The following is a 26189-nucleotide window of genomic DNA, read 5'->3' as shown; positions in this document are numbered from 1 at the left end:
TCTCACTTTTAGTGGAACAATACGCACCATAAGTGAATCTAAATCACGAAATTCGAGATAACCATGAGCCGACTCGAAGACCTTGACGCCTTCATTCATATCGCCGAAACGGGCAGCCTGACCAAGGCTGCGCGCGCCCTCGGCCGTTCGCTGCAAGCCGTCAGCCGATCCCTTGCCGCGCTGGAGGAGGACGTGGGCGTTCAGCTCGTTCATCGCAGTACGCGGCATTGCGCGCTCAGCGAAGCCGGCGAGACCTTCTTGCGGCGGGTAAAGCCGGCGATCGCTGAAATCGGCGAGGCACGGCTGGAAGTCGCCGATCGCCGGGCGGCGCCGTCAGGCACGTTGCGAGTGGGCGCTCCGATACTGTTCGGCCCTGACTTTCTGGTGCCGATCATTGCCAAATACATGAGCGCATATCCGCAGGTCCAGGTCGATCTGCAACTGACGGATTCTTTCTCCGACCTTTCCAGCGAGGGCCTGGACCTGGTCGTGCGTATCGCCGACTTGCCGGATTCCGGCTTGCAGGGGAGACGGCTGGGAACGCTGCGGCGGGTCGTATTTGGCGCGCGATCCTATTTCGAACGGCGTGGCCGCCCCGCTCATCCCTCGGAATTGCGCCAGCACGATTGCATCGTCAGGACCGTTGATCAGCGTCCTGGTCAGTGGGCATTTCAGATCGGCGGCAAGCCGCGCGCTGTCGGGGTTCAAGGGTCGTTCCGCACCAACACCATGGCGGCGGTCTATTCCGCCGTAAGCGCCGGACTCGGTATCGGCTATTCACCGATGTGGCAGATCAGGCATCTTCTGGATACGGGGCTGGTGGAAACCGTACTCGAGGACTTCGAACCGAAACCGGTTCCTATCCACGCACTCTGGCAAGAGAACAGGCTCCCGCCCGCCAAAGTGCGCGCCTTCGTTGACTGTCTGGCGGAGCAGTTGGCGCTCGATCACCTTTAGCCGCCCTCAAACCAGCCCCAACCTCCACAACGACGTCACTTCTTTAACCCGCGCGGCATGCAAAGGATCTTCCGCGTCCTTTGCTTTCCCGTGCACAGGCCGGGTATCCAGCTTCTCGATAACCCGCAATCCGGCCGCGTCGATCATCTCCATCAGCTGCTCCCGCGTACGCAGCCCCAGGTGCTCGGCCAGATCCGACAGGATCAGCCAGCCCTCGCCGTTGGCGGTCAGGTGATCTTTCAGTCCGTTCAGGAACCCGCGCAGCATCCGGCTGTCCGGGTCGTAAACCGCATGTTCCAGCGGTGAGCTCGGGCGGGCGGGCAGCCAGGGCGGGTTGCAGACGATCAGCGACACGCGGCCTTCGGGGAACAGGTCGGTCTCTTCGACGTCGACCTGGCCCGACAGTCCCAGCCGTTCCAGGTTTTCGCGGGCGCAGGCGAGTGCGCGCGGGTCCGTGTCCGTGGCGATGACGCGTTTGCCGCCACGGCGGGCGATGACGGCGGCCAGGACGCCGGTGCCGGTGCCGATGTCGAAGGCGACGCTGCCGCGGGGCATTGGAGTGTTGGCGACCAGGTCCACGTATTCGCCGCGCACGGGCGAGAACACGCCGTAGTGCGGATGGATGCGGTTGTTCAGGGCGGGAATCTCGACGCCTTTCTTGCGCCATTCGTAGGCGCCGATCAGGCCCAGCAATTCGCGCAGCGATGCGACATAGGGTTCGTCGGCGGCGCCGTGGGCGGCTTCGCAGGCGAGGTGGGCGTCGGGGGCGCGGCGTAGCGGGATGCTGTGTCCGGCGTCGAAGGGGATAAGCAGCATGCCCAGGATACGCGCCCGTTGCGATTGAATCTGGCGATGCTGGTTGAAGGCGTCCAGCATGGTGTCGACGGGTTTGCGCGGACGCTTGTCGACGCGCCGGGTCATGGCCTGCAGAAGCTGGCGGGCGTTCTGGAAGTCGCCGCGCCACAGCAGACCGACGCCTTCGCAGGCGTGGCGGTAGGCCATGTCCGCGGTGATGGTGTCGTCGGCGATGATGACGCGCTTGGGCGGCGTCGCGCCGGTTTCAGAGCGCCAGCGGGCGGAGCGGGGGACGCCGTCTTCTTCCCAGTGCAGTTCGGGGGCGGTCAAGATGTCGCTCCGGTGGAGTAGGGGGGAAGGGGCAGGTTCATGAGGCAGGCACATAAAAAGAAAGGGCGCGGGCTGCCAATGTAGCAGCTTCGCGCCCGGGAGCCGGCGCGCGGCGCACCGGGCGCCGCGGTGTTGCGGGTCAGTGGAACAGGACGACGGCCTTCTGCAGGGTGATCCAGATACCCCAGGCCAGCGGGATGCCGACGCACGCCCATGCGAAAGCGATCAGCGCGGGCGGGGTGCGGAAGGTGGATCTGCCGACGCCGTGGGTTTCGGCGGCGACGGCGCGTTCATGCGCCAGGGCCTTTTCGGCGGCCAGTTCCTCGTCGCTCATGAAGTACTTGGAGTTGACCGGGCGGATGGCCAGGTTGCACAGGAAACCGACGACCAGCATGCCGGCCAGGATGTACATGGTGATGTCGTAGACCTGTGCGCGCGGCACGCCGATGGACAGCTGATACTCGCGGATGTAGTTGACCAGCACCGGGCCGAAGATGCCCGCGGCGGACCAGGCGGTCAGCAGGCGGCCGTGGATGGCGCCGACCATCTGCGTGCCGAACAGGTCGGCCAGGTAGGCGGGCACGGTGGCGAAGCCGCCGCCGTACATGGACAGAATGACGCAGAAGGCGGCCACGAAGAGGGCCAGGGCGCCCATGTGCGCGGTCCAGGGAATGGCGGCGTACAGGACGAAGCCCAGCACGAAGAAGACGAAGTACGTCATCTTGCGGCCCAGTTTGTCCGACAGGCTGGCCCAGAAGAAGCGGCCGCCGATGTTGAACAGGCTGAGCAGGCCGGTGAAGCCGGCCGCGATGGCGGCGATGGCGGCCAGCTGTTCCTTGTCGAGCTGGCCGAAGCCCAGTTCAGGCTTGTTGATCAGGCCGCCGCCAAACACCTCCTGCAGCAGGGGCGAAGCCATGCCCAGGATGCCGATGCCCGCGGTGACGTTCAGGCACAGCGCCCACCAGACCAGCCAGAACTGCGGCACGCCCCAGACGCGCTTCACGTGGACGTGGCGCTGGGTGATCATGACGTTGTTGGCCTGCTTGGCGGGGGCGGTCCAGCCGGCGGGTTTCCAACCGGTGGGCGGCACGCGGTAGCCCAGGGCGCCGGACATCATGAAGATGAAGTACACCAGCGCCATGGTCAGGAAGGTCTGCCATACGCCGGGAGACGTGGGCGTGGCGAAGTGGCGCATCAGCAGGTCGGCCAGCGGCGCGCCGATCATGGCGCCGCCGCCGAAGCCCATGATGGCCATGCCGGTCGCCATGCCGCGGCGGTCGGGGAACCACTTGATCAGCGTGCTGACCGGCGAGATATACCCCAGCCCCAGCCCGATGCCGCCGATGACGCCGGACCCCAGCCACAGCATCCACATCTGGTGCAGGTAGACGCCGATGGCTGAAATGACCAGGCCGCCGCACCAGCACAGCGCCGACACGACGCCGGCCTTACGCGGGCCGGCGCGTTCCAGCCAGCCGCCCCACAACGCCGCCGAGCACCCCAGCAGGACGAAGAACAGGGTGTACATCCACCCCATGGTCGAGATTTTCCAGTCGCAGCTGGTGGTGAAGAGTTCCGCCACCAGGCTCATGTCCGGCGGGCAGGCCAGTGGTTTGGCGCCGCCCACCACCTTGGACAGCGGCAGCCAGAACACGGAAAACCCGTAGGCCATGCCGATGCACAGGTGGATGGCCAGGGCTGCCGGTGGCACGAGCCAGCGCGAAAAGCCGGGCCCCGCAATGGTGCGTTCTTTGTCGAAAAATCCCGGCCTGGAGCCGGGCAGGTCCAAGGTGGCGCTACTTTCCATGATGTCTCCTCAGGGGTGCGGCTTTATAGCGTGCGTAGGCCGGAAAAGCCCGGTCCCGCCGCCTCTTTTATGAACTTGTTGCTGTCCTGCCACTGCGGATGGGCCGTCAGCAGGCGGCCCGGGACGCGCTATGCCACGCGGGCAAGCGGCGTCAAGCGTTCTCGATGCTGCGTCACGGCCTGCAGCACCAGCGGATGCAGTCGTTCCTCGCCGGCGTCGCCGTCGGGGTTTCGGGATAGAAAGTCCAGCAGTTCCGTGCGCATGCGCGGCTCCCAGAACTTGTGGATGTGATTGGCGACGCCTTCCAGCGCTTCGGGCCGGTCCGGCATGGCGTCGAAGAACTGGCCGATGCGGTTGGCCATGCGGATCAGGTTGGCGATTTCCATTGCGGTCGTGCGTCCGGTTCAGGTGATGATGCGTTCGGGGTGGGAATAGATGACGGCGTCGCCATCGCGCATGAAGCCCAGCAACGTGACATTGGCGTCGGTGGCCAGCCGGATGGCCAGGGCGGTCGGGGCCGACACGGCCGCCAGCACCGCGACGCCGGCGGTGGCCGTCTTCTGCACCATCTCGAAGCTGGCGCGGCTGGACACCACGACGATGCCGTCCGCCGCGTTCATGGCTTGGCGGGCCAGCGCGCCGGCCGCTTTGTCCAGCGCGTTGTGGCGGCCGACGTCTTCGCGGACCAGGGCGACGGCGCCGTCGGCTCCCGCCCAGCCTGCCGCGTGCGTGGCGCCGGTAAGATCGTGCAGCGCCTGGCGCGCGCGCATGTCGCGCATGGCGGCCAGCACGGCCTCGATGCGGACGGGCGCGCCATTGGTGACGGGAGCAACCGGGCGCAGAACTTCAGGCAGGGTTTCCACGCCGCAAAGGCCGCAGCCAGTGCGGCCCGCCATGGCGCGGCGCCGGGTCTTCAGCTGCATTTCACAGGCAGCCGAGATTTCCAGCTGGACGACGATGCCGCCGCATTGCGGCACGACGTCGATTCCGCGCACGTCGCTGATGCTGCCGATGATGCCTTCGGACAGCGAGAATCCCACGGCGAAGTCTTCCAGGTCCGCCGGCGTGGCCAGCATGGTGGCGTGGCTGATGCCGTTGTACTCCAGCGCCACCGGCGTTTCCTCGGCCGCCAGGTCGGTTTCGGCGTCGGGGGCGATGGCCCCCGAGCGCACGCGGATGACCTGGGTCGGCGTGCAGTCGGAGCGGGAGGAAGTCGGCGTAGGCATGGGATCCCTGGCGTGCTGGCTGTCGGTTACTTCCCGGTCAGCGCGGCCTCGGTCTCGCGCGAGCGTTCGCGCAAGAGCTTCTGCTGGATATCCGCAAACCGCGACCACTGGCGCTGCCATTCCGAAGGCTGGGACACGCGCGTGACCTGCACGGCCGTGACCTTGTATTCGGGGCAGTTGGTCGCCCAGTCGGAGCTGTCGGTGGTGACGACGTTGGCGCCGGACTCGGGAAAGTGGAACGTGGTGTATACCACGCCCGGCTGGACCCGGTCGGTCAGGGTGGCGCGCAGCACGGTCTCGCCGGAGCGGCTCTGGATGCCGACCCAGTCGCCTTCGGCCACGCCGCGGTCCTCGGCGTCCTGCGGATGGATTTCCAGCACGTCCTCGCCATGCCACATCACGTTGGGCGTGCGGCGGGTCTGCGCGCCCACGTTGTACTGCGACAGGATGCGGCCCGTCGTCAGAAGCAGCGGGAAGCGGCGCGTGCTGCGCTCGTCGGTGGGCACGTACTTGGTGATCATGAAGCGGCCCTTGCCGCGCACGAACTGGTCGATGTGCATGATGGGCGTGCCCTCGGGCGCGTCGTCGTTGCAGGGCCACTGCAGGCTGCCCAGCTTGTCCAGCTTCTCGTACGTGACGCCGGCGAACGTGGGCGTGAGCCGCGCGATTTCTTCCATGATTTCGCGCGGGTGCGTGTAGTTCATGGGATAGCCCAGCGCATTGGACAGCGCCACCGTCACTTCCCAGTCGGACTTGCCGTTCTTGGGCTGCACTACCTTGCGTACGCGCGAGATGCGGCGTTCGGCATTGGTGAAGGTGCCGTCCTTTTCCAGGAACGACGACCCCGGCAGGAACACGTGAGCGTATTTGGCGGTTTCGTTCAGGAACAGGTCCTGCACCACGATGCATTCCATGGCGGCCAGCGACGCCGCGACGTGCTGGGTGTTGGGATCGGACTGCACGATGTCCTCGCCCTGGCAGTACAGGCCCTTGAAGGACCCGCCCAACGCCGCTTCGAACATGTTGGGAATGCGCAGGCCCGGTTCGGGCTGCAGCGTGACGCCCCAGTCCTTTTCAAACTGCGCGCGCACGGTGTTGTCGGAAATGTGGCGGTAGCCCGGCAGTTCGTGCGGGAACGAGCCCATGTCGCACGAACCCTGCACGTTGTTCTGGCCGCGCAGCGGGTTGACGCCCACGCCTTCGCGACCGATGTTGCCGGTGGCCATGGCCAGGTTGGCGATTGCCATGACGGTGGTCGAACCCTGGCTGTGTTCGGTGACGCCCAGGCCGTAATAGATGGACCCGTTGCCGCCGGTGGCGAACAGGCGCGCCGCGCCGCGCACGGCTTGCGCCGGCACGCCGGTGATTTCTTCCATGGCCTCGGGCGAGTTCTCGGGCAGCGAGACGAAGTCGCGCCATTCCCTGAAGGCCTTTTCCTCGCAGCGTTCGGCGACGAAGTCCTCGGCAATCAGGCCTTCGGTGGCGATGACGTGCGCCAGCGACGACAGCAGGGCGGTGTTGGTGCCGGGCCGCACCTGCAAGTGGTAATCGGCCTTGATGTGGGGTGAACTGACCAGTTCAATGCGGCGCGGATCGATGACGATCAACCGCGCGCCTTCGCGCAGGCGGCGCTTCAGGCGCGACGCGAACACAGGGTGGCCGCTGCTGGGGTTGGCGCCCATGACGATGACGACGTCGGTGTGCATGACGGAGTCGAAGGTCTGGGTGCCGGCGGATTCGCCCAGCGTCTGCTTCAGGCCATAGCCGGTTGGCGAATGGCACACGCGCGCGCAGGTGTCGACGTTGTTGGTGCCGAAGGCGGCGCGCACCAGCTTCTGCACCAGCCAGGTTTCTTCGTTGGTGCAGCGCGACGACGTGATGCCGCCGACCGAGTCGCGGCCGTACTGCTGCTGGATGCGGCGGAATTCGGAGGCCGCATAGTTGATCGCCTCGTCCCAGGACACTTCCTTCCAGGAATCGGTGATGTGCTTGCGGATCATGGGCTTGAGCACGCGTTCTTTGTGCGTGGCGTAGCCCCAGGCGAAGCGCCCCTTCACGCAGGAATGGCCGCGGTTGGCCTGGCCGTCCTTCCAGGGCACCATGCGCACGACTTCCTGGCCCTTCATTTCGGCCTTGAAGCCGCAGCCCACGCCGCAATACGCGCAGGTGGTCACGACCGAGTGTTCGGCCTGGCCCATCATGATGACGGTCTTTTCCTGCAGCGTGGACGTGGGGCAGGCCTGGACGCAGGCGCCGCAGGATACGCATTCGCTGTCCAGGAAAGGCTGGTCTTGTCCGGGCGACACGCGGGAATCGAAGCCTTTGCCCGAGATCGTCAGTGCGAAGGTGCCCTGCGTTTCCTCGCAGGCGCGCACGCAGCGGTTGCAGACGATGCACTTGGATGCGTCGAAGGTGAAGTACGGATTGGATTCGTCCTTTTCGGCCTTCAGGTGGTTCGCGCCGTCATAGCCGTAGCGCACGTTGCGCAGGCCCACCACGCCCGCCATGTCCTGCAGTTCGCAGTCGCCGTTGGCCGGACAGGTCAGGCAGTCCAGCGGATGGTCCGATATGTACAACTCCATCACGCCGCGCCGCAGGTCGTGCAGCTTGGGGGTCTCGGTGTAGACGACCATGCCGTTTTCGGCGGGCGTGGTACAGGACGCGGGATAGCCCCGCCGGCCTTCGATCTGCACCAGGCACAGGCGGCACGAGCCGAAAGGTTCCAGGCTGTCGGTGGCGCAGAGCTTGGGGATGTTGATGCCGGCGTCCGCGGCCGCGCGCATCAGCGACGTGCCTTCGGGGACGGTGATCTCCTGGCCGTCGATGGTCAGGGTGACGGTTTTTTCGGACACGCGCGCCGGCGTGCCCATGTCGCGATCGCGCTTGATGACGGTTTCTAGCATGGCGGTCTCGGGTTCACGCCGCGTGGGCGGCAGAATGGGAGGACTCGATGCCGAAGTCCTGCGGAAAATGGTTCAGCGCGGACAGCACCGGGTAGGGCGCCATGCCCCCCAGCGCGCACAGCGAACCGCCCAACATCGTGTCGCACAGGTCGCGTAGCAGATGCACCTGCTGTTCGCGCTGCTCGTGGCTCTGGCCGCCGGCTGCGATTTTGTCGATGGTTTCCACTCCGCGCGTGGAGCCGATGCGGCAGGGCGTGCATTTGCCGCAGGATTCGATGGCGCAGAATTCCATCGCGTAGCGGGCCATGCGCGCCATGTCGACCGTATCGTCGAAGGCGACGAGCCCGCCGTGGCCGATCATGGCCGAAATCTGGACGTACGCTTCGTAGTCCAGCGGCACGTCCCATTGGGATTCGGGCAGGTAGGCGCCCAGCGGGCCGCCCACTTGCACCGCGCGCAGCGGCCGTCCGGATACGCTGCCGCCGCCAAAGTCGTAGAGCAGGTCGCGCAAGCTCAGGCCGAAGGCCTTTTCCACCAGCCCGCCCTGCTTGAGGTTGCCGGCAAGCTGGAACGGCAGCGTGCCGTGCGAGCGTCCCACGCCGTAGTCGCGGTAGTACGCCGCGCCCTTGGCCAGGATGATGGGCACGGTGGCCAGCGATATGACGTTGTTGATGACGGTGGGCTTGCCGAACAGGCCGGATATCGCCGGCAGCGGCGGCTTGGCGCGAACGACGCCGCGCTTGCCTTCCAGGCTTTCCAGCAGGGACGTTTCTTCGCCGCAGATGTAGGCCCCCGCGCCCTTGCGGACTTCCAGGTCGAAGCGGCGGCCGCTGCCATGCACGTCGTCGCCCAGCCAGCCCACGCTGCGCGCCCGCGCGATGGCGGCTTCCAGCATGGCGATGGCGTGCGGATATTCGGATCGCACGTAGATGTAGCCGTAAGTGGCGCCCACCGCCAGGCCGGCGATGGTCATGCCCTCGATCAGCACGTAGGGGTCGCCTTCCATCAGCAGGCGGTCGGCGAAGGTGCCGGAGTCGCCTTCGTCGGCATTGCAGACGATGTACTTGGTGTCCCCCGGCGTACCGGCCACGGTCTTCCATTTGATGCCGGTGGGAAAGGCCGCGCCGCCGCGGCCGCGCAGCCCGGATTCCACCATTTCGTCGACGATCTGGCCGGGCTGCATGGACAGCGCGCGCTTCAGCCCCTGCAGTCCGCCGTGCGCGGCGTAGTCCTGCAGGGAAAGGGGATCGATCACGCCGACGCGAGCGAAGGTCAGGCGTTCCTGTTGCTTGAGGTAGGGAATTTCCTCGGTCAGGCCCAGGCGCAGCGCGTGATCGCCGCCCGACAGCCAACCGGCGTCGAATAGTCCGGCGACGTCTTCGGTTTGCACGGGTCCGTAGGCGATACGTCCCTGCGGCGTGGCGATTTCGACCAGGGGTTCCAGCCAAAGCAGGCCGCGCGAACCGTTGCGCACCACCTGCACGGACAGGCCGCGCTGGTCGGCGATGCGTTCGATGTCGCGCGCGACCGCGTCGGCGTCCATGGCCAGCGCCGCGGCGTCGCGCGGCACGTAGATGACGATGGGGGCGCTCATGGCGTGTCCTCCAGCGTGCGGGCCAGAAGGCGGTCGAGTTTGTCCTCGGTGACGCGGGCGTGGGGCTGGCCATCGATCATCACTGCCGGGGACTGGGCGCACAGGCCCAGGCAATACACCGGCTCAAGCGAGAAATTGCCGTCGGGGCTGCTGGCGTGGAAGTCGCAGCCCAGCGCGGTGCGGGCGTAGGCGGCCAGGCGTTCGCCGCCCATGGACTGGCAGGCTTCCGCGCGGCAGACCTCGAGCGTGTGGCGGGCGGCCGGCTCGGTGCGGAAATGGGGGTAGAACGTGATGACGCCGTGGACTTCGGCTCGGGAGAGGTTCAGGGCCTCGGCGATGGTTTGCACCGCCTCGGCCGGAATACAGCCCAGTTCGTGCTGGACCGCGTGCAGCACAGGGAGCAGGGGGCCGGGCTGGTCTTTCAGCCGGGCAAGAATGTGGGCCGTGGCCGCGATGGCCGGGGTGTGGGATGCCTGGGCGGCGTCCAGGGCCAGCTTGCCGCCCCGAGCTCCGCCGCTGGATGCCAGATCGGACTTTGCCTCGCGCAGATGCACGTCGGTCTCCTCCTGTGTTGCCTTGACCCCCGTCGGGGCGTTTATCTGGACGGAATCCGGGTTGCTTTTATATGTTTAAAAAAACATATAAATCACCCGGCCGTCGTGTTATTTGTGTACTCTAACGACGTACTTGAACGCCTTCAATAAGAAATAAATGACATATAAGTTCCGAATTGGCTTGCGGCCACAATGGACTTTGGGCGGAGACGACAATTCGGCGCCCGTGCCGTTGCAAGACATGCTTGCGCTGCTGGCGGCTATCGACGCCACCGGCAATATCTCGGGCGCCTGTCGCGCCTGCGGCCTGTCGTATCGGCATGCGTGGGGCGTGCTGCGCCGCTTCGAGTCCATCTTCGGCACGCAGCTCCTCATCACCAACCGCCGCCAGGGCACGCAACTTTCGCCTTTCGCGCAGCGCCTGCTTTGGGCCAACCGTCGCATCGAAGCGCGGCTGATGCCCACGCTGGACAGCATGGCGTCGGAACTGCAGGAAGAACTGGAACGCCTGCTGCCGGAAAGCGGGCCGCACCTGCGCCTGCACGCCAGCCACGGCTTCGCGGTGGAATCGCTGATGCAGCACATGAGCGGCCGCACGCCCGGGCTGGAACTGCGCTACCGCACGGCGATCGAGGCGTTGGCGTCGCTGGAGCGTCACGAATGCGACCTGGCTGGCTTCCAGGTGCCGCTGGGCGATTTCGAGTCGCCCATCATGGAGCGCTACGCGCAGTGGCTGCATGCCGACGATTACATGCTGATCCACCTTGCCGTGCGCAATACGGGCCTCTTCGTCACCGCCGGGAATCCCAAGCAGATCCGCGGCATGGCGGACCTTGCCCGCACCGACGTGCGCTTCGTCAATCGCCAGATCGGTTCCAGCACGCGTTACCTGGTGGGCCTGATGCTGCAGCGCGCGGGCGTGTCGATCGGCGAAGTGCTGGGCTACGAAACCAACGAATTCACGCACATGGCCATCGCCGCCCACATCGCCAGCGGCATGGCCGACACGGGCGTGGGCGTGGAAACCGCCGCCTGCCGCTTCGGGCTGGACTTCATTCCACTGGTGCGCGAAAGGTATTTCTTCGCCATCCGCAAGTCGGCCCTGGACACCCCGGCCATGCGCGACCTGCTGTCCATCATGCGCAGCCCTGACTATGTCGGCTACGTGGGCCAGCTGGTGGGCTACGACGCGCGGGATACCGGCAGGCTTCAGTCGCTGGAAGAGGCTTTCCCGTGAGCGCGCAAGAAGATACGCCGGGCGGCGAACGGGGCCGTGGAGACCTGCCGCGCGGCGAGGTGCCGGGCGGCGGTTCGCCGGGATATCATGTGCCCATGAGCAAAGTGATTTTCCTTGCCGATCACCGCGGCCTGTCGCCGGCGCCCTTGGCGCCCGGGGAACTGCCGCCGCCGGGGCAGCCCGCGCTGGACCAGCGCGCGCGGCCTTTGCGCGACCTGCGCATTTCCGTCACTGACCGCTGCAACTTCCGCTGCACCTATTGCATGCCGCGCGAGGTCTTCGACAGCAGCTACACGTTCATGCCGCATTCCGCTCTGCTGTCGTTCGAAGAAATCAGCCGGCTGGCCGGCATCTTCACGCAACTGGGCGTGGAAAAAATCCGCCTCACCGGCGGCGAACCCCTGCTGCGCAAGCACATCGAAAACCTGGTCGGCATGCTGGCGCAACTGCGCACGCCGCAAGGCCGTCCGCTGGACCTGACCCTTACCACCAACGGCAGCGTGCTGGCGCGCAAGGCCGCCGCGCTGAAAGACGCGGGCCTCACGCGCGTCACGGTCAGCCTGGACGCGCTGGACGCCGAGATGTTCCAGGGCATGAGCGATAGCGGCTTCACGCCGGACGACGTGCTGCGCGGCATCGACGCCGCAGCCGACGCAGGCCTGGCCCCCGTGAAGATCAACATGGTGGTGCGCAAGGGGCTGAACGACGGGCAGATCCTGCCCATGGCCGAGCGCTTTCGCAACAGCGGCCACATCCTGCGCTTCATCGAATACATGGATGTGGGCAACAGCAATGGATGGAACCTGGCCGAAGTGGTGCCCAGCCAGGAAGTGGTGAATCGCATCAGTGCGGTGTATCCGCTGGAACCCGTGGAATCCGGCGAGATGGGCCGGGTGGCCGAGCGTTGGCGCTACCTGGACGGCGGCGGCGAGATCGGCGTCATTTCCAGCGTCACGCATGCGTTCTGCGGGGGCTGTACGCGGGCGCGTCTGTCGCCCGAAGGCAAGCTGTATATGTGCCTGTTCGCGCACGATGGTCATGACCTGCGCGCACCGCTGCGCGACGGCGCGTCTGATCTTGAAATGGCGCGCATCCTGTCGGGCATCTGGTCGGCACGCAGCGACAATTATTCCGAACTGCGCGGGCGCAACATGGCGGACCCGGCGCGCAAGATCGAGATGAGCTACATCGGTGGCTGAACCCCATCCCAGCGGCGTCGCCGGCCTGATCCTGGCGGGCGGACAAGGGTCGCGCATGAATCATCAGGACAAAGGGCTGGTCGCGTTGCGCGGCGAACCGATGGTCGCGCACGTGGCGCGCTGCCTTGCGCCGCAGGTCGGGCGCCTGATCATCAGCGCGAACCGCCATGCCGACCGCTACGCGCGGTATGGCGAAGTCGTGGCCGACGGCGAACCCGAACTTGGCGCTTGGCAGGGGCCGCTTGTTGGCATCGCGGCGGCACTTGCTGCGGCGTCCTCCGACGAATGGCTGGTGATCGCGCCTTGCGATACGCCGTTCCTGCCCGCGGATCTGGCGGCGCGACTGGTCGGCGCCGCACAGGCGGCCGGCGCGCCGATGGCCTATGCCGTGGCGGGAGGCCAGCGGCATTCAGCCTGCATGGCCGTGCGCACGTCCGTCTTGCCCGCCTTGCTGGAATATCTGCGGGCAGGCGACCGCAAGGTTGGCCTGTGGCAGGCCCGGTCCGGCGCCGTCGAAGCGCTGTTCGACGATGCGCCGGCCCATGCCTTCATGAACGTCAACACGCCAGAAGACCTGGCGCAGGCTGAACGCTACGCCAGCCAGTGACGCAGGTCGTAGTAGGCGACCTGATCCTTGTCTTGCACCTGCACATCCGCGGGCAGGCGAGCCAGCCCGGTGGACCATGGCAATGAACTGATCACGCCCGAACCCTGATGGCCGTAGGGCACGAGTTCGCTTGCGCCGTTGTCGGCCACGCGGCATTGCACGCGCAGGAATTCTTCGCGCGCGTCCTGGCGAGGGTGCTCGGTGCGCAACGCAAGCTGGCTGACCGGCGGGAAGATCTGCTCGCGGCCCTGCATGCGGCGCATCAGCGGCGTCACCAGTGTGGCGAACACGGCATAGGCCGACACCGGATTGCCGGGCAGGCTGACCACGGGCTTGCCGTCGATCTGCGCCAGCGCCACCGGCTTGCCGGGCTTCATGCGCACCTTCCAGAGCGACAGTTCGCCGCCCAGCGCGGCCAGCGCCGGCTTGACGAGGTCTCGTTCGCCCACCGATACGCCGCCCACGCTCAGCACCAGGTCGCAATCGGCCAGCAGGGTCTTGAAGGCGTGGTGCAAATCGGCTTCGGTGTCGCGGGCGTGCAGCACGTGGACGGGCAGGGCGGACATGCCCTGCACCATCGCGGCCAGCATCGGACCGTTGGAGTTGTAGATCTGTTCGGTGGCGCGCGGCTGGCCGGGCAGGACGAGTTCGTCGCCGGTAGTCAGGATGCCGACACGAAGCTGTCCGTAGACGGGCAGGGACGCCAGTCCCTGCGAGGCCAGCAGCGCGATGTGCGAGGCCTGCAGCAAGGTGCCCGCCGGCAGCAAAGCTGCGCCCGCCATCGTGTCTTCGCCGCGGCGGCGGATGTGCTGGCCGGGGCGGGGTTCGCGGGATATCTGGACGTGGTTGTCGGCCTCGACGGCGTCTTCCTGCATGACGACGACGTCCGCGCCAGCGGGGATCACGCTGCCCGTGAACAGGCGGATGGCGTGGCCGGGCTTGAGAGGTTCGGGAACGTCGCCCGCGTAGCAGCGCTGCTGGATCGGCAGGCGCGCATCGAGGGTCCAGTCGGCCAGGCGCAGGGCGTAGCCGTCCATGGCGCTGTTGTCGGCCGGCGGAATATCCACCGTGGCGACAAGATTGCTGGCCAGCACACGCCCGCAGGCCTGGGCCAGTTCGACGTGCTCGGTGCGTTGGAGGGGGCCGGCGGCGTTGGCCAGCAGGGTTTGGGCTTGATCGAAATCCAGCATGTGTCAGGCTTCTTCTTCGCGTTTCTTGAATTGCGAGGCGAAATTGCAGGGGCCGTGGCGGCTGTCGAACTGTTCGCGCAGGATCTGCGCCCAGGCGGTTTCGCAGGCGTTGTTGGAGCCCGGCAGGCAGAAGATCAGGGTCTGGTTGGCAGACCCGGCGAAGGCGCGCGACTGGATCGTCGAGCTGCCGATCTCGGTATAGGAGATTTGGCGGAAGAGTTCGCCAAAGCCGGGGATCTCGCGGTCCAGCAACGGGGTGATGGCCGCTGGCGCGTGATCCCGATGCGAAAAGCCGGTGGCGCCCGAGGTCAGGATGATCTGGACTTCGGGGTCGGCGATCCATTCGCTGATGATGCGGCGAATCTGATAGATGTCGTCGCGCACGATGTCGCGGCGCACGCACTGGTGGCCTGCTTGCGCAAGGCTGTGCGCAAGCAGGTTGCCGGAGGTGTCGTCGCCCGCGCTGCGGGTGTCGCTGATCGTCAGCACGGCGCAGCGCAGCTGCACCGGGATGGATTCTTCGCTCATGGATTCTCCTTTTTGTCGGCGGTGTCTTCGTCCCAGGAATCGGTGCGGTCCTGGTCGGATTGGCGCTGTTCCACCCAGAAACTGCTGCCGCCCGCCAGGGTTTCGCGCTTCCAGAACGGCGCCCGGGTCTTCAGGGCGTCGATGATGTATTCGCAGCCGCGGAAGGCGTCGCCGCGATGGGCGCTGGCCGCCGCCACGAAAACGATCTGCGCGTTGCGCGGCAGTGCGCCCACCCGATGCACGATGACCGTGCCGTCCAGGTTCCAGCGCGCGCGGGCCGTGGCGGCGATGTCTTCGAGCTCGCGCTCGCACATGCCGGGGTAGTGTTCAAGAAACAGCGTGTCGGTGGGGGTGTCGGGCGCGTAGTCGCGCACGTAGCCGATGAAGGTCACGATGCCGCCCACGCCGGGCCCGGCGGCATCCCGCAGCGCGGCGGTGAGCGCGGCGCCGTCGAAATCGGCTTCCTGGACGCGGATCATGGCGTTCAACCTCCGGTCACGGGTTCGAACACGGCGACTTCGTCGCCCGCGCGGATCGGCGCCGTCGGCTTGGAGTGCGTCTGGTTGATGGCCAGCTTCAGCCGCGTGGCAGGTTCAAGCTGGGGATAGCGTTCGCCCAGCGCCGCCAGCAATTGCGCGCCGGTGGACTCGCTTTCAAGAGGCCAGGCCTCGGAGCGCTTGCCGACCAGTTCGGCCACGCGCGCGAAATACAGCAGGTTAATCGTTGCGCCATTCACCGCTTTTTCCTCCCGCCTTGTATTTCAGGCGAACTTGTTCGATCACGATGCCCTTGTCGGCCGCCTTGCACATGTCGTAGATGGTCAGCGCCGCGACGCTGCAGGCCATCATGGCTTCCATTTCGACGCCGGTCTTGTAGCTGGTGCGGCAGGTGGCCAGGATGTCGATGCGATGTTCGGCATCGTCCAGGGAAAATTCAATGCCGACGAAGGCCAGCGGCAGGCTGTGGCACAGGGGAATCATGTCGGCGCAGCGCTTTGCGGCCAAAATGGCGGCCACGCGCGCGGTGTTGAGGACTTCTCCCTTGCCCTGGCCCGGCTGGGTCAGGAGGCCATAGGCCACGGCGTTCATGCGCACGCTGGCGGCGGCGACGGCCACGCGTTCGGTGTCCGTCTTGGCGATGACGTCGACCATGCGGACCTGGCCGGCTTCGTCCAGGTGGCTCAGTGTGGGGGTGGGCGTGGACATGGAATCGGGATCAAGAATTGTTAACGATTGAAAAGGGCGGGCCCGTGTGGCCGGGCCGGCCCATTGTTACGCCTATGATAGACGAGCAGTAAAGGGGGCGCGATAATCGCGCCTGTAGTCAGTGGGAAGGCTGGGATAAGCGCCTTCAATATGTATCAGGAGACTTTCAATGCCCGTGCGGATGCCCAAGCTACGGTTCACCCGACGCGCTGGCAAGATTCTCCTGGGCATTGTGGCGTTCGTGCTGATTCTGTTTGGCGTCGCCGCCTGGCAGGTGCCGAAGGTCCTGCATGGCGTCCTGACCGATGACGTCTCGAAGATGATCGGGCGCGACGTTTCCGTCGGCAAGATCAGCTTCAATCCCTTCACGCTGACATTGCGGGCGCATGACCTGGCCGTGGCCCAGCCCGGCTCGCAGACCCCGCTGATGACGCTGGCCGAACTGGATGCCAGCGCTTCGTGGACTTCGCTGTTCTGGTTCGCGCCCGTCGTCGATCGTCTGACGCTGCGGCAGCCTAACATCGCCATCGTCCGCGAGGACGTGCTGCGATTCAATTTCTCTGACATAGAGCAACGCGTGGCCGAATTGACGGCCGCCAAGCCCGAGGAGCCGCCCAAGCCGGACGAAGGGCTGCCGCGTTTTTCGCTGAACAACATGGTGATCGAGGACGGCACCATCACGCTGGACGACAAGGTCACGGGCCGAAAACAGGTCGTTGACGAGTTCGCCATCGGGGTGCCGTTCATTTCCACGTTCGGGTACGCCACCGACATCGACGTGCAGCCGCGCCTGCACCTGCGCATCAACGGCAGCCCCTTTGACCTGACCGGGGTCGCGCGTCCCTTCGATGTGGTGCCGTCGTCCACGCTGCGCGTGGCGTTCGACGGCTTGCAGCTGGAAAAGTGGGCCGACGTCTGGCCGATGCCGCTGCCGTTCAAGGTCGAAAGCGCGTTGCTGGATTCCAACCTGCAGGTCGTCTTCGAACAGCCCAAGGATGCACCGCCCAAGATCCGCGTCGTCGGCGACCTGGGCCTGCGCCGCCTGGACTTGCGCGACCCGGCCGGGAACGGCCTTGCCGCCTGGAGCGCCCTGACCGTCAGCCGCCTTGAACTGGAGCCGATCGCCCGCCAGGTGTACATCGGGGAAATCGGCTTGTGGGCGCCGCAGATCCATGTGCGTCGCCACGCCAACGAACATTTGAACTGGCAGGATTTCGTCGCCGGGCTGAAGGCGCTGGGCGGCGTCGAGCCCACCGCCACGCCCGTCAGGGACGAAATCAGAAAAGCCAGCGGCATCAAGCCTTTAGCCGTCGAGGCCGCGGAAAAGGCCGCACGGGAAGGGACTGCGGCGTCCGCCAAGCAAGGGGCGGCTCCGGCGTCGGGCGCGCAAGCGCCTGCGGCAAAAGCGCCGGCGGGCGAGGGCGCCGCGACCCTGGCTCCCGGCGCGTCGACTTCCGCTGCTCAGGCACCCGTAGCTCAGCCGCCCGCAGGCCCCGCAGCCGGAGGGCAGACACCCCCAGCACAAACTTCCGCAGGCCCGGCTTCCACAGGGCAATCACCGGCAGCACAAACGGCCGCCCCGGCCGCTGCTGCCGCGCAGCCATCCGGCGCCGCGCCGGGCGTTGCCGCCACGACTCCTGGCGCCGCCACCCCCGACCAGCCGACCGCGCCACAGGCGCCGTCGGAATGGAAAGTCACGCTGGACGCCTTCAACCTGCACGAGGGCGAGGTCTACGTCACCGACGCGGTCAGCAAGCTGGATTACGTCATCACCGGCCTGGCCGCCACCGTCGAGGGCGTTGAACTGCCCCAGCAGCCGGATCGACCCATCAATCTGTGGCTGACCATGGACAACAGCACCGACGGCGGCTGGCTGCGCGCCAAGGGTCCGTTGGTCATCAAGCCCTTGTCGCTGGACATGGACGTGCGTCTGGGCAACGTGGCGCTGGCGCCGTTGGCGCCGGCCGTGCGCAGCGCCGCGCCCGTCACCCTGCTGGACGGACGGCTGGGCGCCACCGCGCAGATCCATGTGCGGGAAAAGGGCGGCGCGATCGACGCGTCCGCCACCGCCGTGCAGGCGGACCTGACGCAGTTCAAGGCCCGGGACGAATCGCTCCAGCCCGCGCTGGACGTCGCCCTGCAATCCCTGCGCGTGACGGCCGACCGCCTTGCCATGGGGCCCGGCCAGAGCAATTTCACGCTTGCCGCCGCCGGCATCCAGGGCAATGGCAAGCTCGACCTGAAGGGCGTGTTCACCCCGCAGCCGTTGACGCTCAAGACGTCGGTGGACCTGTCCGGGCTGAATGTGGCGACCTTCGCGCCCTATGCGGCCTCCAGCCTGAACGCCACCGTGCGCGCCGTCACGCTGGGCGCCAAGGGCAACGCCGAATTCGCCGCCGCGGCCGGCAATGCCCCGCTCAAGGCCACCTGGAAAGGCGCAGTCGACGTTACCGACCTTGATCTCCAGGACCGGGTCAACAAGGACGACTTCCTGAACTGGAAGCGGCTGGGCTTCACCGGGATGGACATCTCCGTCGCGGGCGACAAGATCGGCGCCAAGCTGGGAGACATCGCCCTGGAAGACTTCTACGGCCGCGTGCTGCTCAACGCCCAGGGCCGGCTGAACGTCATGGATCTGGTCGCCGCGCCGGGGCAGGCGGGGGGCTCCATTACTCAGGACACGCAGACCCCGGGCCGCAGCACGCCGCCTCCCGCGCCCGCGCCTTCGGCCAAGAGCGGCGGGTCGGCGGCCATGCCCGACATCTCGGTCAACAGCGTCACGCTGACCCGCGGCCGCATGACCTTCACGGACCGGTTCGTCAAACCCAACTACGTCGCCGAGCTGTCCAGCATCGAGGGCGGCATCACTGCGGTGTCGTCCACGAATCCCCAGCCCGCCAAGGTCAAGGTCACCGGCCGGGTGTACACGACCGCTCCGCTTTCGATCAGCGGCGTCGTCCAACCCTTCGCCAAATACTTGTCGCTGGACCTGAAGGCCTCCGCCAAGGGCGTGGACCTGCCGCGCTTCAATACCTATTCGGCCAAGTACGTGGGCTACCCGATCAAGCGGGGCAAGCTGTCCGTGGACCTGGAATACAAGATCAAGGACCGCGCCCTGCAGGCCACGAACCACGTCGTGCTCAATCAGCTAACGTTCGGCGACAAGACCAACAGCCCCGAGGCCACCAAACTGCCAGTGCTGCTGGCCGTGGCTTTGCTGAAAGACTCGCGCGGCAACATCGACATCAATCTGCCGATCTCCGGCTCGCTGGACGACCCCGAGTTTTCCGTGGGCGGCATCGTCGTGCGCGTCCTGATGAACCTGGTCGTCAAGGCGGTCACGTCGCCCTTCAGCCTGCTGGCGTCCGCCTTCGGCGGCGGCGAGGAGCTGTCCTACGTTGAATTCGCCCCGGGCAGCGCCGCGCTCAGCGACGATTCGATCCAGCGCATCGACACACTGATCAAGGCGCTGACCGATCGCCCCGCGCTGAAGATGGACATCAGCGGCCGCGCCGACCCCAAGACCGACACGGAAGGCCTGCGCCAGGCCTGGGTGGACGCCAAGATCCGCGCGGCCAAGGCCGCCGACGTCGCGCCGCGCGGCAAGAAGCCCAACCCGGCCGGCGTCGAAGTCACGGGGGCGGAACGCGCGAAGTACCTCGAAGACGTTTACGATGACACCGACATCAAGGACAAGCCGCGCAATATCATCGGCATGTCCAAGTCCGTTCCCGCCGCGCAGATGGAAGCAATGCTGCGGGCCGCGGCGCCGGTCGGCGACGACCAACTGCGCCAATTGGCCGATGCCCGCGCACAGGCCGTTTATGAGAAGTTGCTAGCCCAGGAAGGACTCGCGGATCGCGTGTTCATCGTTGCGCCGCAGCTGGACGCCGATGGCATCAAGGACGAGGGGCAACCCTCGCGCGTGGACTTCTCCCTGAAGTGAACTCGGCAGGCCCGGGAAGGGACGCGAGGGCGTCTCTCCGAGCCCGTCTTTTTCCAGGAGATTTATCGATGAAAGACCAGGACGCCCAGTTTGACAGCCTGCTTCCGCCCTTGAGACTGGACCGGCGCGGCTTCATCGCCACCACCGTCGCCGCCGGGTTTTCGCTTGCGGCGGGCCCGGCGGTGGCAAGCACCGCCATCTCCACGGACGGCAAGGGCCTAGTCGCCGGCAAGATCGACATACCGACTTCGGACGGCAAGATCCCCGCCTACCGCGCGGCCCCCGAAGGCAAGAAAAACCTGCCTACGCTCATCGTGGTGCAGGAGATCTTCGGCGTGCACGAATACATTCAGGACGTCTGCCGCCGCCTGGCCCATCAGGGCTACCTGGCGATCGCGCCCGAACTCTATGCACGCCAGGGCGACCCGTCCAAGTACACCGAAATTCCGAAGCTGCAGGCCGAAGTCGTCAGCAAGGTTCCAGACAAACAGGTGCAAAGCGACCTGGACGCCGCAGCCGCATGGGCCGCCGCCCATGGCGGCAACCCGGACCGTCTCGGCATCCTGGGCTTCTGCTGGGGCGGCCGCCAGGTCTGGCTGTACAGCGCCCACAACCCCAAACTGAAAGCCGGCGCCGCCTGGTACGGCCAACTGGCGGGCGAACCCAGCGAACTGAAACCCAAACCCGTCCTGGCTATCGTCGACAACCTGAAGGCCCCCATCCTGGGCGCCTACGGCGGCAAAGACGCCGGCATCTCCCAAGCCGACGTCGACCGCATGCGCATCGAACTCGCCAAAGGCTCCCCCGCCGCCAAGGCCTCCCGCATCGACATTTACCCCGAAGCCCCCCACGCCTTCCACGCCGACTACCGCCCGTCGTACCGCAAATCCGAAGCGGAACAGGCGTGGACGCGGATGCTGGATTGGTTCAAGCAGAATGGGGTGTAGGCATTCGGCAGTGTGTCGATGAGGGTGTCTGATACCTGGGTGAGACAGGCGACAACCTGACTCGCATCTCCATGGGTGTCACACACCCGCATGCGACTCGCACACCTTACGCCCGCTGCGCGCGGCGTCATCATCACGACGCAAGACACCGTGTAAGCCCCCGAAGGCCGCCCGCGCGGCCGGCCGGGGGCGGGCTCCGCAAGATAATCCTTCTCCTCTCCGTCCGCGGCAAGCACCTCAAGAACGCCGTCCGACCCAGCGGCGATGACACCCGAATAACGCAGCCTGGCGCATCCGGGTGCGCCGATGCGCCAGGCGTCTCAAGAACTCAAATCAGCCCTTCACCAATCAGGCTGCACCCAGAGCACTCACGTCTTACCGCGCCTTCTCCCCCGGCAACCCATCACTAACCTCCGCCAGCGCCCGCTTCATATCCTCATACTTCATCACGCGCTCGCTCTGAAACCCCCCGAGCACTCCGCGGCATCCATCCACGCCCGACCGCTTCATGTCGTCCATCATCGTCTTTCCCTCGCCTTGACCCTTCTGGAACAGCGAGTCAAAGCCGCTCGAAGAAAACTGGTATTCCTCGGCATAGCGCAGCAGGTTCTTGCGCGCCGTGTCCTGGTGCTGCGTCAGGTCTGGTTCGGAAGCCCCGCAGGCGCGGGCCGCGCCATTGGATGCCCCGGCGGCGACGACGAAGGAATCGAATTGGGCCTGTTCGGCGGCATCGGGAGCCGCCCAGGCCGGAGCGGCTGCAGCCAGCGTCCAGGTCAGTCCGGTCAGGAATTTGCGCATCGAAAGTCTCCTGTGAAGCCCTCGCGGCACTCTGCCTCTCGCGGCCGCGGCGGGCGATGTCTACCATTCCATTATGGCAAGCGCGCGTTTCCCGGCCGTGTGGCGGCGGTGTAGAGTCGTTTCAGACTGTTCATCTTCTTTTCCCTCGCCGTCAAAGGCAGCAACCCGGCCGCGCACGAACTATGATGGTGCCTGTGAGGCGTCCTGCCTCAATGCATTGCCCCTTTCAATCTTGGAGATCTACATGACGATCAAAGTCGGCGACCGCGTGCCCGATGGCACGTTGACCGAATTCATCGAAACCGAAACCGCCGGCTGCTCGCTGGGCCCCAACGCGTTCCAGGTCGCCGACCTGGCCCGCGGCAAGACCATCGCGCTGTTTGCCGTGCCGGGCGCCTTCACGCCCACCTGCTCGGCCAAGCACCTGCCCGGTTACGTCGAGCAAGCCGCTGCCCTCAAGGCCAAGGGCGTCGATGAAATCTGGTGCGTGTCCGTCAACGACGCCTTCGTCATGGGCGCCTGGGGCCGTGAACAGAAAACCGACGGCAAGGTTCGCATGCTGGCCGACGGCTCGGCGCTGTGGACCAAGGAACTTGGCCTGGAACTGGACCTGGTCCAGCGCGGCATGGGCGTGCGCTCGCAGCGCTACTCCGCCCTGATCGTCGACGGCGTCGTGAAGCAACTGAACGTCGAAGCGCCGGGCAAATTTGAAGTCAGCGACGCGGCCACGATGCTGTCGCAGGCCTGATCCCCGCAGTTTCCGTTTTACCGCTCAACGCGCGGGCCGCCCCGGCGGCCCGCCGCGCTACCGCCAGCAGCGGTTGCCGACGCCATGCTATCCACGATCTCATCGTTTTCGTCGCTGTATTTTGCGACCTTGCTGATGCTTATTGGCACGGGTCTGTTCAACACCTACATGGGCCTGAAGCTGACCGCTGAATCGGTCAGCGAGGTGTGGATTGGGACCCTGATCGCCGGTTACTACCTCGGCCTGGTCTGCGGCGCCCGGCTGGGACACAAGCTCATCATCCGCGTCGGCCATATCCGGGCGTTTGTCGCCTGTGCGGCCATCGCCACCAGCATGATCCTGGCGCAGACGCTGGTGGACTGGATGCCGGCATGGCTGGTGTTCCGCATCATCGCCGGCATCGTCATGGTGACTGAGTTCATGGTCATCGAGAGCTGGCTGAACGAACAGACCGAAAACCATCAACGCGGCCGGGTGTTCTCGGTGTACATGGTCGTGTCGGGGCTTGGCACGGTGCTGGGCCAGTTGGCGCTGACCGCCTACGCCACGCTGGACTTGCGGCCGCTCACGATGGTGGCCATGTGCTTGGTGTTGTGCCTGGTGCCCCTGGCCGTCACGGCCCGTTCGCACCCGCCAACGCCACTGCCCGCGCCGCTGGACGTGCGGTTTTTCATGCGGCGCGTGCCACTGTCCATGACGGTGCTGTTCGTTGCCGGCAATCTTTCCGGGGCGTTCTATGGCCTGGCGGCCGTGTACGGCGCCAAGCACGGATTGACCACCTCGCAGGCCGCGGTGTTCGTGGCGGCGGCCGTCACGGCGGGCCTGTTGTCCCAGTGGCCCATGGGCTGGCTGTCCGACCGCGTCAATCGCGCGGGCCTCATCCGCTTCAATGCCTTGCTGCTCGTCCTGCTGCCTACCGTCATGTGGGGCTGGATCACGCTTCCGTTCTGGGCGCTGGTCGTGATGTCCTGCCTGTTCGGCATTTTGCAGTTCACGCTCTATCCGCTGGGTGCTGCGTTCGCCAACGACCACGTCGAATCCGAACGGCGCGTCAGCCTGTCGGCCGTGCTGCTCATGACCTATGGCTTGGGCGCGTGCGTGGGCCCCATGATCGCCGGGCTGATGATGACGCTGGCCGGGCCCAGCATGTACTACGTCTTCATCTCGGCGTGCGCCGTCATTCTGGTCTGGCAGGTGCGCCCCACGCGCGTCACCGGTGCGCACCAGGTCGACGAAGCCCCCACGCATTTCGTGCCGATGCCCGACACCCTGCAAAGCTCGCCGGCGGCGGCGGTGCTGGATCCACGGGTGGACCCCGAAAACGACATCGCCATGGAAATGGTGCAGCCCGATCCCTCGGCGGCGCGGGCTCCGCCCGAAGCCGCGGCGGAGCCCGCGCCGGCCGAGGATCAGCCACAAGACCTTGCCAGCGAACCCGAGGAGTCCGAGCCGCAGCGCGAGGTCCGCACGGGCACCTGAACCGGCGTCCCTACCAGGGAGTCATCAGCACGATGGCCGACAGCGCCAGCGCAATGCCGACCATGTTCACGCGGGTCAGTGGTTCGCGGAAGGCCAGTGCGCCCACCAGCGTGCCCAGCGTGATGACCCCCATGTTCATCGACGCGAACACCAGCGCCGGGTGTTCCGGCAGCGATTGGTGCGCGCGGACGTAGGTCAGGATGTTGCCGAAGTTCGCCAACCCCAGCGCGACACCGGCCACCAGATGCCGGGCCTGCCAACGCACGCGGCGCCACAGCAGGTACGCCAGCATCAACGCGCCCGCCATCAGGAAGGCCAGCAGCAGCCCGCCGGCGAATGCCGTGCCCGTGCGCGCCACCTGCTTGAACAGGATGTCGATCACGCCATAGCCCGCCCACACCACCAGCGGCCATAGCCACATTGCGCGCCGATCCTCAGGCACGGCCGTCCCGGACTCCAGCCCTTTGGGCGGCTGTCGCAACAGGCAGAACAGGGCGCAGAACGCCAGCAGGATCGCCGCCAGCTTGCGAGCGCTGACGGGCTCGCCGAAGAGCAGGAAGGCTGCCAGCAGCGGAATGAATAGCGACAGCCGCTGCGCGGCGTCGCTGCGCACGATGCCCGCGTGCCGCAGCGCCGCGGCCATCGCCAGGAACACGCTGGGCAGCAGAACGCCCAAGGCCGCCAGCACGAGCCACGGCGTCTCCGGCGCCAGCAGACGCGCCGGGTCCGGGCGCAGCACCAGCCAGCAGAGCAGGGCGGCGACCGCGTAGTTCATGGCAATCGCCTGCCGCACGTCCACTTGCCAGCGCCGAGCCAGCTTGAGCAGCACGGCGACCGTCACGCTGCACGCCACGCTGGCCGCCAGGTACAACAATCCGGGGGTCAACGGCATGCCGCAAGCTCCTGATGGGTGTGGGCGGCCGCATCGATATGCATGCCCAGGCGCTCCAGCAGCCGCTGGTCGGCCTGCATCTGCGGGTTCGCGGTGGTCAGCAGGGCGTCGCCGTAGAACATCGAGTTCGCGCCGGCCATGAAGCACAGCGCCTGCAGGGCGTCATCCATGGCTTCGCGTCCGGCCGACAGGCGGACCGCGGCGCGCGGCATTGCGATGCGCGCCACCGCGATGGTGCGGACGAATTCAAAAGGATCCAGCGGCTCCACGTCCGAAAGGGGCGTGCCTTCCACCTGCACCAGGTTGTTGATCGGCACGGATTCGGGATAGGGTTCCATGCTGGCCAGCTGGGCGATCAGGCCCGCCCGTTCGCGGCGCGATTCGCCCATGCCCACGATGCCGCCGCAGCAGACGCTGATGCCGGCGTCCCGCACGCGGTCCAGGGTGTCCAGCCGGTCCTGGTAGGTGCGCGTCGAAATGATCTTGCCGTAGTACTCGGGCGACGTGTCCAGGTTGTGGTTGTAGTAGTCCAGGCCCGCGCCCTTCAATTGCTCGGCCTGGCCTTCGCGCAGCATGCCCAGCGTCACGCAGGTTTCCAGGCCCAGCGCCTTCACCGCGCTGACCATTTCTGCGACGACGTCAAGGTGGTGGGGCTTGGGGCTGCGCCACGCGGCGCCCATGCAGAAGCGTTGCGCGCCGCCTGCCTGCGCGGCGCGTGCGGCCGCGACCACGTCTTCCAGCGGCACGAGCTTGTCGGCGTCAACGCCCGTGTCGTAATGCGCCGATTGCGGGCAATAAGCGCAGTCCTCCGGACAGCCTCCCGTCTTGATCGACAGCAGGCTGGAAAGCTGGATGGCGTTCGGATCGAAATGGGCGCGATGCGTCTGCTGCGCCCGGTGCACCAGGTCCATGAAAGGCAGCTCGTAGAGCGCCATGATGTCCTCGGCGGTCCACGCCGGGGCGGGGTGGCGCTTGGGCGCGGTCGGGACGGGGATGTAAGCGGTCTGCATGGTCGGGCTCCTTCTTGCGTGCTTGGATCGCGCCCGCTGAGCCTGAAAGGCCAGGGGCTGGATCGGCGGATCGTAAGAAGGTGCGCCGGGTTTGCGCAATGCAGGCAATAAGGGCGGCTTTGAGGGGTGTTTAGTTTGGCATTGGCCGAAAATGGCCGCTTTTCGATAACGGTTCGCGCGAACGCGGCGTCATCTTCGGGGACGCAGGCATGCTCGATATTTTGCGTCAAATTGTAA

23 protein-coding genes are annotated in these 26189 nt (G+C 66.4%); 8 read left to right on the top strand and 15 right to left on the bottom strand.

Going from position 1 to position 26189, the window contains the following annotated elements; translation table 11 throughout:
- The first annotated feature begins 63 nt into the window (after positions 1-63).
- Positions 64-957, top strand: coding sequence for a LysR family transcriptional regulator (locus tag RT614_RS06390; protein ID WP_313621080.1), 894 nt, complete (start codon positions 64-66; stop codon positions 955-957).
- A gap of 6 nt (positions 958-963) precedes the next feature.
- On the opposite strand, the gene RT614_RS06385 is transcribed toward RT614_RS06390, so the two are convergent.
- The 7 genes from RT614_RS06385 to RT614_RS06355 all read right to left on the bottom strand — a co-directional run bounded on the left by RT614_RS06385 (position 964) and on the right by RT614_RS06355 (position 10166).
- Positions 964-2082: a class I SAM-dependent methyltransferase gene (locus RT614_RS06385; protein WP_313621078.1), complete on the bottom strand. Its 1119-nt coding sequence runs from the start codon at positions 2080-2082 to the stop codon at positions 964-966.
- Between the two features lie 139 nt (positions 2083-2221).
- Positions 2222-3889 carry an OFA family MFS transporter gene (locus RT614_RS06380; RefSeq protein ID WP_313621076.1) on the bottom strand — a complete coding sequence of 556 codons (1668 nt, stop codon included), beginning with the start codon at positions 3887-3889 and terminating at the stop codon, positions 2222-2224.
- Positions 3890-4017: 128 nt separating this feature from the next.
- Entirely contained in the window at positions 4018-4275 is a 258-nt protein-coding gene (locus RT614_RS06375; protein WP_313621074.1) for a formate dehydrogenase subunit delta, read from the bottom strand.
- Between the two features lie 18 nt (positions 4276-4293).
- Complete coding sequence (fdhD, locus tag RT614_RS06370; RefSeq protein WP_313621073.1) at positions 4294-5115, bottom strand: formate dehydrogenase accessory sulfurtransferase FdhD; 822 nt, start codon at positions 5113-5115, stop codon at positions 4294-4296.
- Between the two features lie 26 nt (positions 5116-5141).
- Positions 5142-8018 carry a formate dehydrogenase subunit alpha gene (fdhF, locus tag RT614_RS06365; RefSeq protein ID WP_313621071.1) on the bottom strand — a complete coding sequence of 959 codons (2877 nt, stop codon included), beginning with the start codon at positions 8016-8018 and terminating at the stop codon, positions 5142-5144.
- Between the two features lie 13 nt (positions 8019-8031).
- Positions 8032-9612, bottom strand: coding sequence for an NADH-quinone oxidoreductase subunit NuoF (locus RT614_RS06360; protein ID WP_313621069.1), 1581 nt, complete (start codon positions 9610-9612; stop codon positions 8032-8034).
- Positions 9609-10166, bottom strand: coding sequence for a formate dehydrogenase subunit gamma (locus RT614_RS06355; protein WP_313621067.1), 558 nt, complete (start codon positions 10164-10166; stop codon positions 9609-9611). The genes RT614_RS06360 and RT614_RS06355 overlap by 4 nt, the downstream gene beginning before the upstream one ends.
- 157 nt (positions 10167-10323) lie before the next feature.
- On the opposite strand from RT614_RS06355, the gene RT614_RS06350 reads away from it, so the two are divergent.
- The 3 genes from RT614_RS06350 (at position 10324) to mobA (ending at position 13209) form a co-directional block, all read left to right on the top strand.
- Positions 10324-11403 carry a substrate-binding domain-containing protein gene (locus tag RT614_RS06350; RefSeq protein ID WP_313621066.1) on the top strand — a complete coding sequence of 360 codons (1080 nt, stop codon included), beginning with the start codon at positions 10324-10326 and terminating at the stop codon, positions 11401-11403.
- Positions 11404-11498: 95 nt separating this feature from the next.
- Positions 11499-12602 carry a GTP 3',8-cyclase MoaA gene (moaA, locus tag RT614_RS06345; RefSeq protein ID WP_313621564.1) on the top strand — a complete coding sequence of 368 codons (1104 nt, stop codon included), beginning with the start codon at positions 11499-11501 and terminating at the stop codon, positions 12600-12602.
- Positions 12595-13209: a molybdenum cofactor guanylyltransferase MobA gene (gene mobA, locus RT614_RS06340; RefSeq protein WP_313621064.1), complete on the top strand. Its 615-nt coding sequence runs from the start codon at positions 12595-12597 to the stop codon at positions 13207-13209. The genes moaA and mobA overlap by 8 nt, the downstream gene beginning before the upstream one ends.
- On the opposite strand, the gene glp is transcribed toward mobA, so the two are convergent.
- The 5 genes from glp to moaC are packed head-to-tail and all read right to left on the bottom strand — an operon-like array spanning position 13194 to position 16132.
- Positions 13194-14399 (bottom strand): gephyrin-like molybdotransferase Glp, encoded by a 1206-nt coding sequence (gene glp, locus RT614_RS06335; protein WP_313621062.1) that lies wholly within the window; start codon positions 14397-14399, stop codon positions 13194-13196. The genes mobA and glp overlap by 16 nt on opposite strands.
- A gap of 3 nt (positions 14400-14402) precedes the next feature.
- Entirely contained in the window at positions 14403-14927 is a 525-nt protein-coding gene (gene moaB, locus RT614_RS06330) for a molybdenum cofactor biosynthesis protein B (RefSeq protein ID WP_313621060.1), read from the bottom strand.
- A complete protein-coding gene (locus RT614_RS06325; protein ID WP_313621058.1) occupies positions 14924-15406 on the bottom strand; it encodes a molybdenum cofactor biosynthesis protein MoaE in 483 nt (160 codons plus the stop codon). The genes moaB and RT614_RS06325 overlap by 4 nt, the downstream gene beginning before the upstream one ends.
- Positions 15407-15411: 5 nt before the next feature.
- Positions 15412-15663, bottom strand: a complete 252-nt coding sequence (locus RT614_RS06320) for a MoaD/ThiS family protein (protein ID WP_313621057.1) — start codon at positions 15661-15663, stop codon at positions 15412-15414.
- On the bottom strand, positions 15644-16132 hold the full coding sequence (gene moaC / locus RT614_RS06315; protein ID WP_313621056.1) for a cyclic pyranopterin monophosphate synthase MoaC: 489 nt from the start codon (positions 16130-16132) through the stop codon (positions 15644-15646). Before moaC ends, RT614_RS06320 begins: the two co-directional genes overlap by 20 nt.
- Before the next feature lie 169 nt (positions 16133-16301).
- Here moaC and RT614_RS06310 point away from each other — a divergent pair, with 169 nt between their 5' ends.
- Both RT614_RS06310 and RT614_RS06305 read left to right on the top strand, forming a co-directional pair.
- On the top strand, positions 16302-20078 hold the full coding sequence (locus tag RT614_RS06310) for a DUF748 domain-containing protein (RefSeq protein ID WP_313621055.1): 3777 nt from the start codon (positions 16302-16304) through the stop codon (positions 20076-20078).
- Between the two features lie 68 nt (positions 20079-20146).
- Complete coding sequence (locus tag RT614_RS06305; RefSeq protein WP_313621054.1) at positions 20147-21025, top strand: dienelactone hydrolase family protein; 879 nt, start codon at positions 20147-20149, stop codon at positions 21023-21025.
- A 375-nt stretch (positions 21026-21400) separates the two neighbouring features.
- On the opposite strand, the gene RT614_RS06300 is transcribed toward RT614_RS06305, so the two are convergent.
- Complete coding sequence (locus RT614_RS06300; protein ID WP_313621053.1) at positions 21401-21823, bottom strand: hypothetical protein; 423 nt, start codon at positions 21821-21823, stop codon at positions 21401-21403.
- A 244-nt stretch (positions 21824-22067) separates the two neighbouring features.
- Between RT614_RS06300 and RT614_RS06295 the strand changes: the two genes are divergently transcribed.
- Together RT614_RS06295 and RT614_RS06290 are read left to right on the top strand one after the other, a co-directional pair.
- A complete protein-coding gene (locus RT614_RS06295) occupies positions 22068-22571 on the top strand; it encodes a peroxiredoxin (protein ID WP_313621051.1) in 504 nt (167 codons plus the stop codon).
- A gap of 84 nt (positions 22572-22655) precedes the next feature.
- On the top strand, positions 22656-24050 hold the full coding sequence (locus RT614_RS06290) for an MFS transporter (RefSeq protein ID WP_313621050.1): 1395 nt from the start codon (positions 22656-22658) through the stop codon (positions 24048-24050).
- Positions 24051-24060: 10 nt separating this feature from the next.
- On the opposite strand, the gene RT614_RS06285 is transcribed toward RT614_RS06290, so the two are convergent.
- Both RT614_RS06285 and bioB read right to left on the bottom strand, forming a co-directional pair.
- Positions 24061-24936 (bottom strand): DMT family transporter, encoded by an 876-nt coding sequence (locus RT614_RS06285; protein ID WP_313621563.1) that lies wholly within the window; start codon positions 24934-24936, stop codon positions 24061-24063.
- Positions 24933-25952, bottom strand: coding sequence for a biotin synthase BioB (bioB, locus tag RT614_RS06280; RefSeq protein ID WP_313621049.1), 1020 nt, complete (start codon positions 25950-25952; stop codon positions 24933-24935). The genes RT614_RS06285 and bioB overlap by 4 nt, the downstream gene beginning before the upstream one ends.
- Positions 25953-26189: the final 237 nt, after the last annotated feature.

Origin of the sequence: Achromobacter sp. (assembly GCF_032102605.1) — a bacterium.
Taxonomy (GTDB): domain Bacteria; phylum Pseudomonadota; class Gammaproteobacteria; order Burkholderiales; family Burkholderiaceae_B; genus Achromobacter.
Note: the sequence above shows the minus strand (reverse complement) of the source record. Positions and strands in the feature narration are given on the sequence as shown.

Bases quoted from the DNA above. Each gene is read 5' to 3' on its own strand.
- RT614_RS06390 (WP_313621080.1), top strand. From the start codon at position 64: ATGAGCCGACTCGAAGACCTTGACGCCTTCATTCATATCGCCGAAACG.
- RT614_RS06380 (WP_313621076.1), bottom strand. From the start codon at position 3,889: ATGGAAAGTAGCGCCACCTTGGACCTGCCCGGCTCCAGGCCGGGATTT.
- RT614_RS06375 (WP_313621074.1), bottom strand. From the start codon at position 4,275: ATGGAAATCGCCAACCTGATCCGCATGGCCAACCGCATCGGCCAGTTC.
- fdhD (WP_313621073.1), bottom strand. From the start codon at position 5,115: ATGCCTACGCCGACTTCCTCCCGCTCCGACTGCACGCCGACCCAGGTC.
- fdhF (WP_313621071.1), bottom strand. From the start codon at position 8,018: ATGCTAGAAACCGTCATCAAGCGCGATCGCGACATGGGCACGCCGGCG.
- RT614_RS06360 (WP_313621069.1), bottom strand. From the start codon at position 9,612: ATGAGCGCCCCCATCGTCATCTACGTGCCGCGCGACGCCGCGGCGCTG.
- RT614_RS06350 (WP_313621066.1), top strand. From the start codon at position 10,324: ATGACATATAAGTTCCGAATTGGCTTGCGGCCACAATGGACTTTGGGC.
- moaA (WP_313621564.1), top strand. From the start codon at position 11,499: ATGAGCAAAGTGATTTTCCTTGCCGATCACCGCGGCCTGTCGCCGGCG.
- glp (WP_313621062.1), bottom strand. From the start codon at position 14,399: ATGCTGGATTTCGATCAAGCCCAAACCCTGCTGGCCAACGCCGCCGGC.
- moaB (WP_313621060.1), bottom strand. From the start codon at position 14,927: ATGAGCGAAGAATCCATCCCGGTGCAGCTGCGCTGCGCCGTGCTGACG.
- RT614_RS06325 (WP_313621058.1), bottom strand. From the start codon at position 15,406: ATGATCCGCGTCCAGGAAGCCGATTTCGACGGCGCCGCGCTCACCGCC.
- moaC (WP_313621056.1), bottom strand. From the start codon at position 16,132: ATGTCCACGCCCACCCCCACACTGAGCCACCTGGACGAAGCCGGCCAG.
- RT614_RS06310 (WP_313621055.1), top strand. From the start codon at position 16,302: ATGCCCGTGCGGATGCCCAAGCTACGGTTCACCCGACGCGCTGGCAAG.
- RT614_RS06305 (WP_313621054.1), top strand. From the start codon at position 20,147: ATGAAAGACCAGGACGCCCAGTTTGACAGCCTGCTTCCGCCCTTGAGA.
- RT614_RS06300 (WP_313621053.1), bottom strand. From the start codon at position 21,823: ATGCGCAAATTCCTGACCGGACTGACCTGGACGCTGGCTGCAGCCGCT.
- RT614_RS06295 (WP_313621051.1), top strand. From the start codon at position 22,068: ATGACGATCAAAGTCGGCGACCGCGTGCCCGATGGCACGTTGACCGAA.
- RT614_RS06290 (WP_313621050.1), top strand. From the start codon at position 22,656: ATGCTATCCACGATCTCATCGTTTTCGTCGCTGTATTTTGCGACCTTG.
- bioB (WP_313621049.1), bottom strand. From the start codon at position 25,952: ATGCAGACCGCTTACATCCCCGTCCCGACCGCGCCCAAGCGCCACCCC.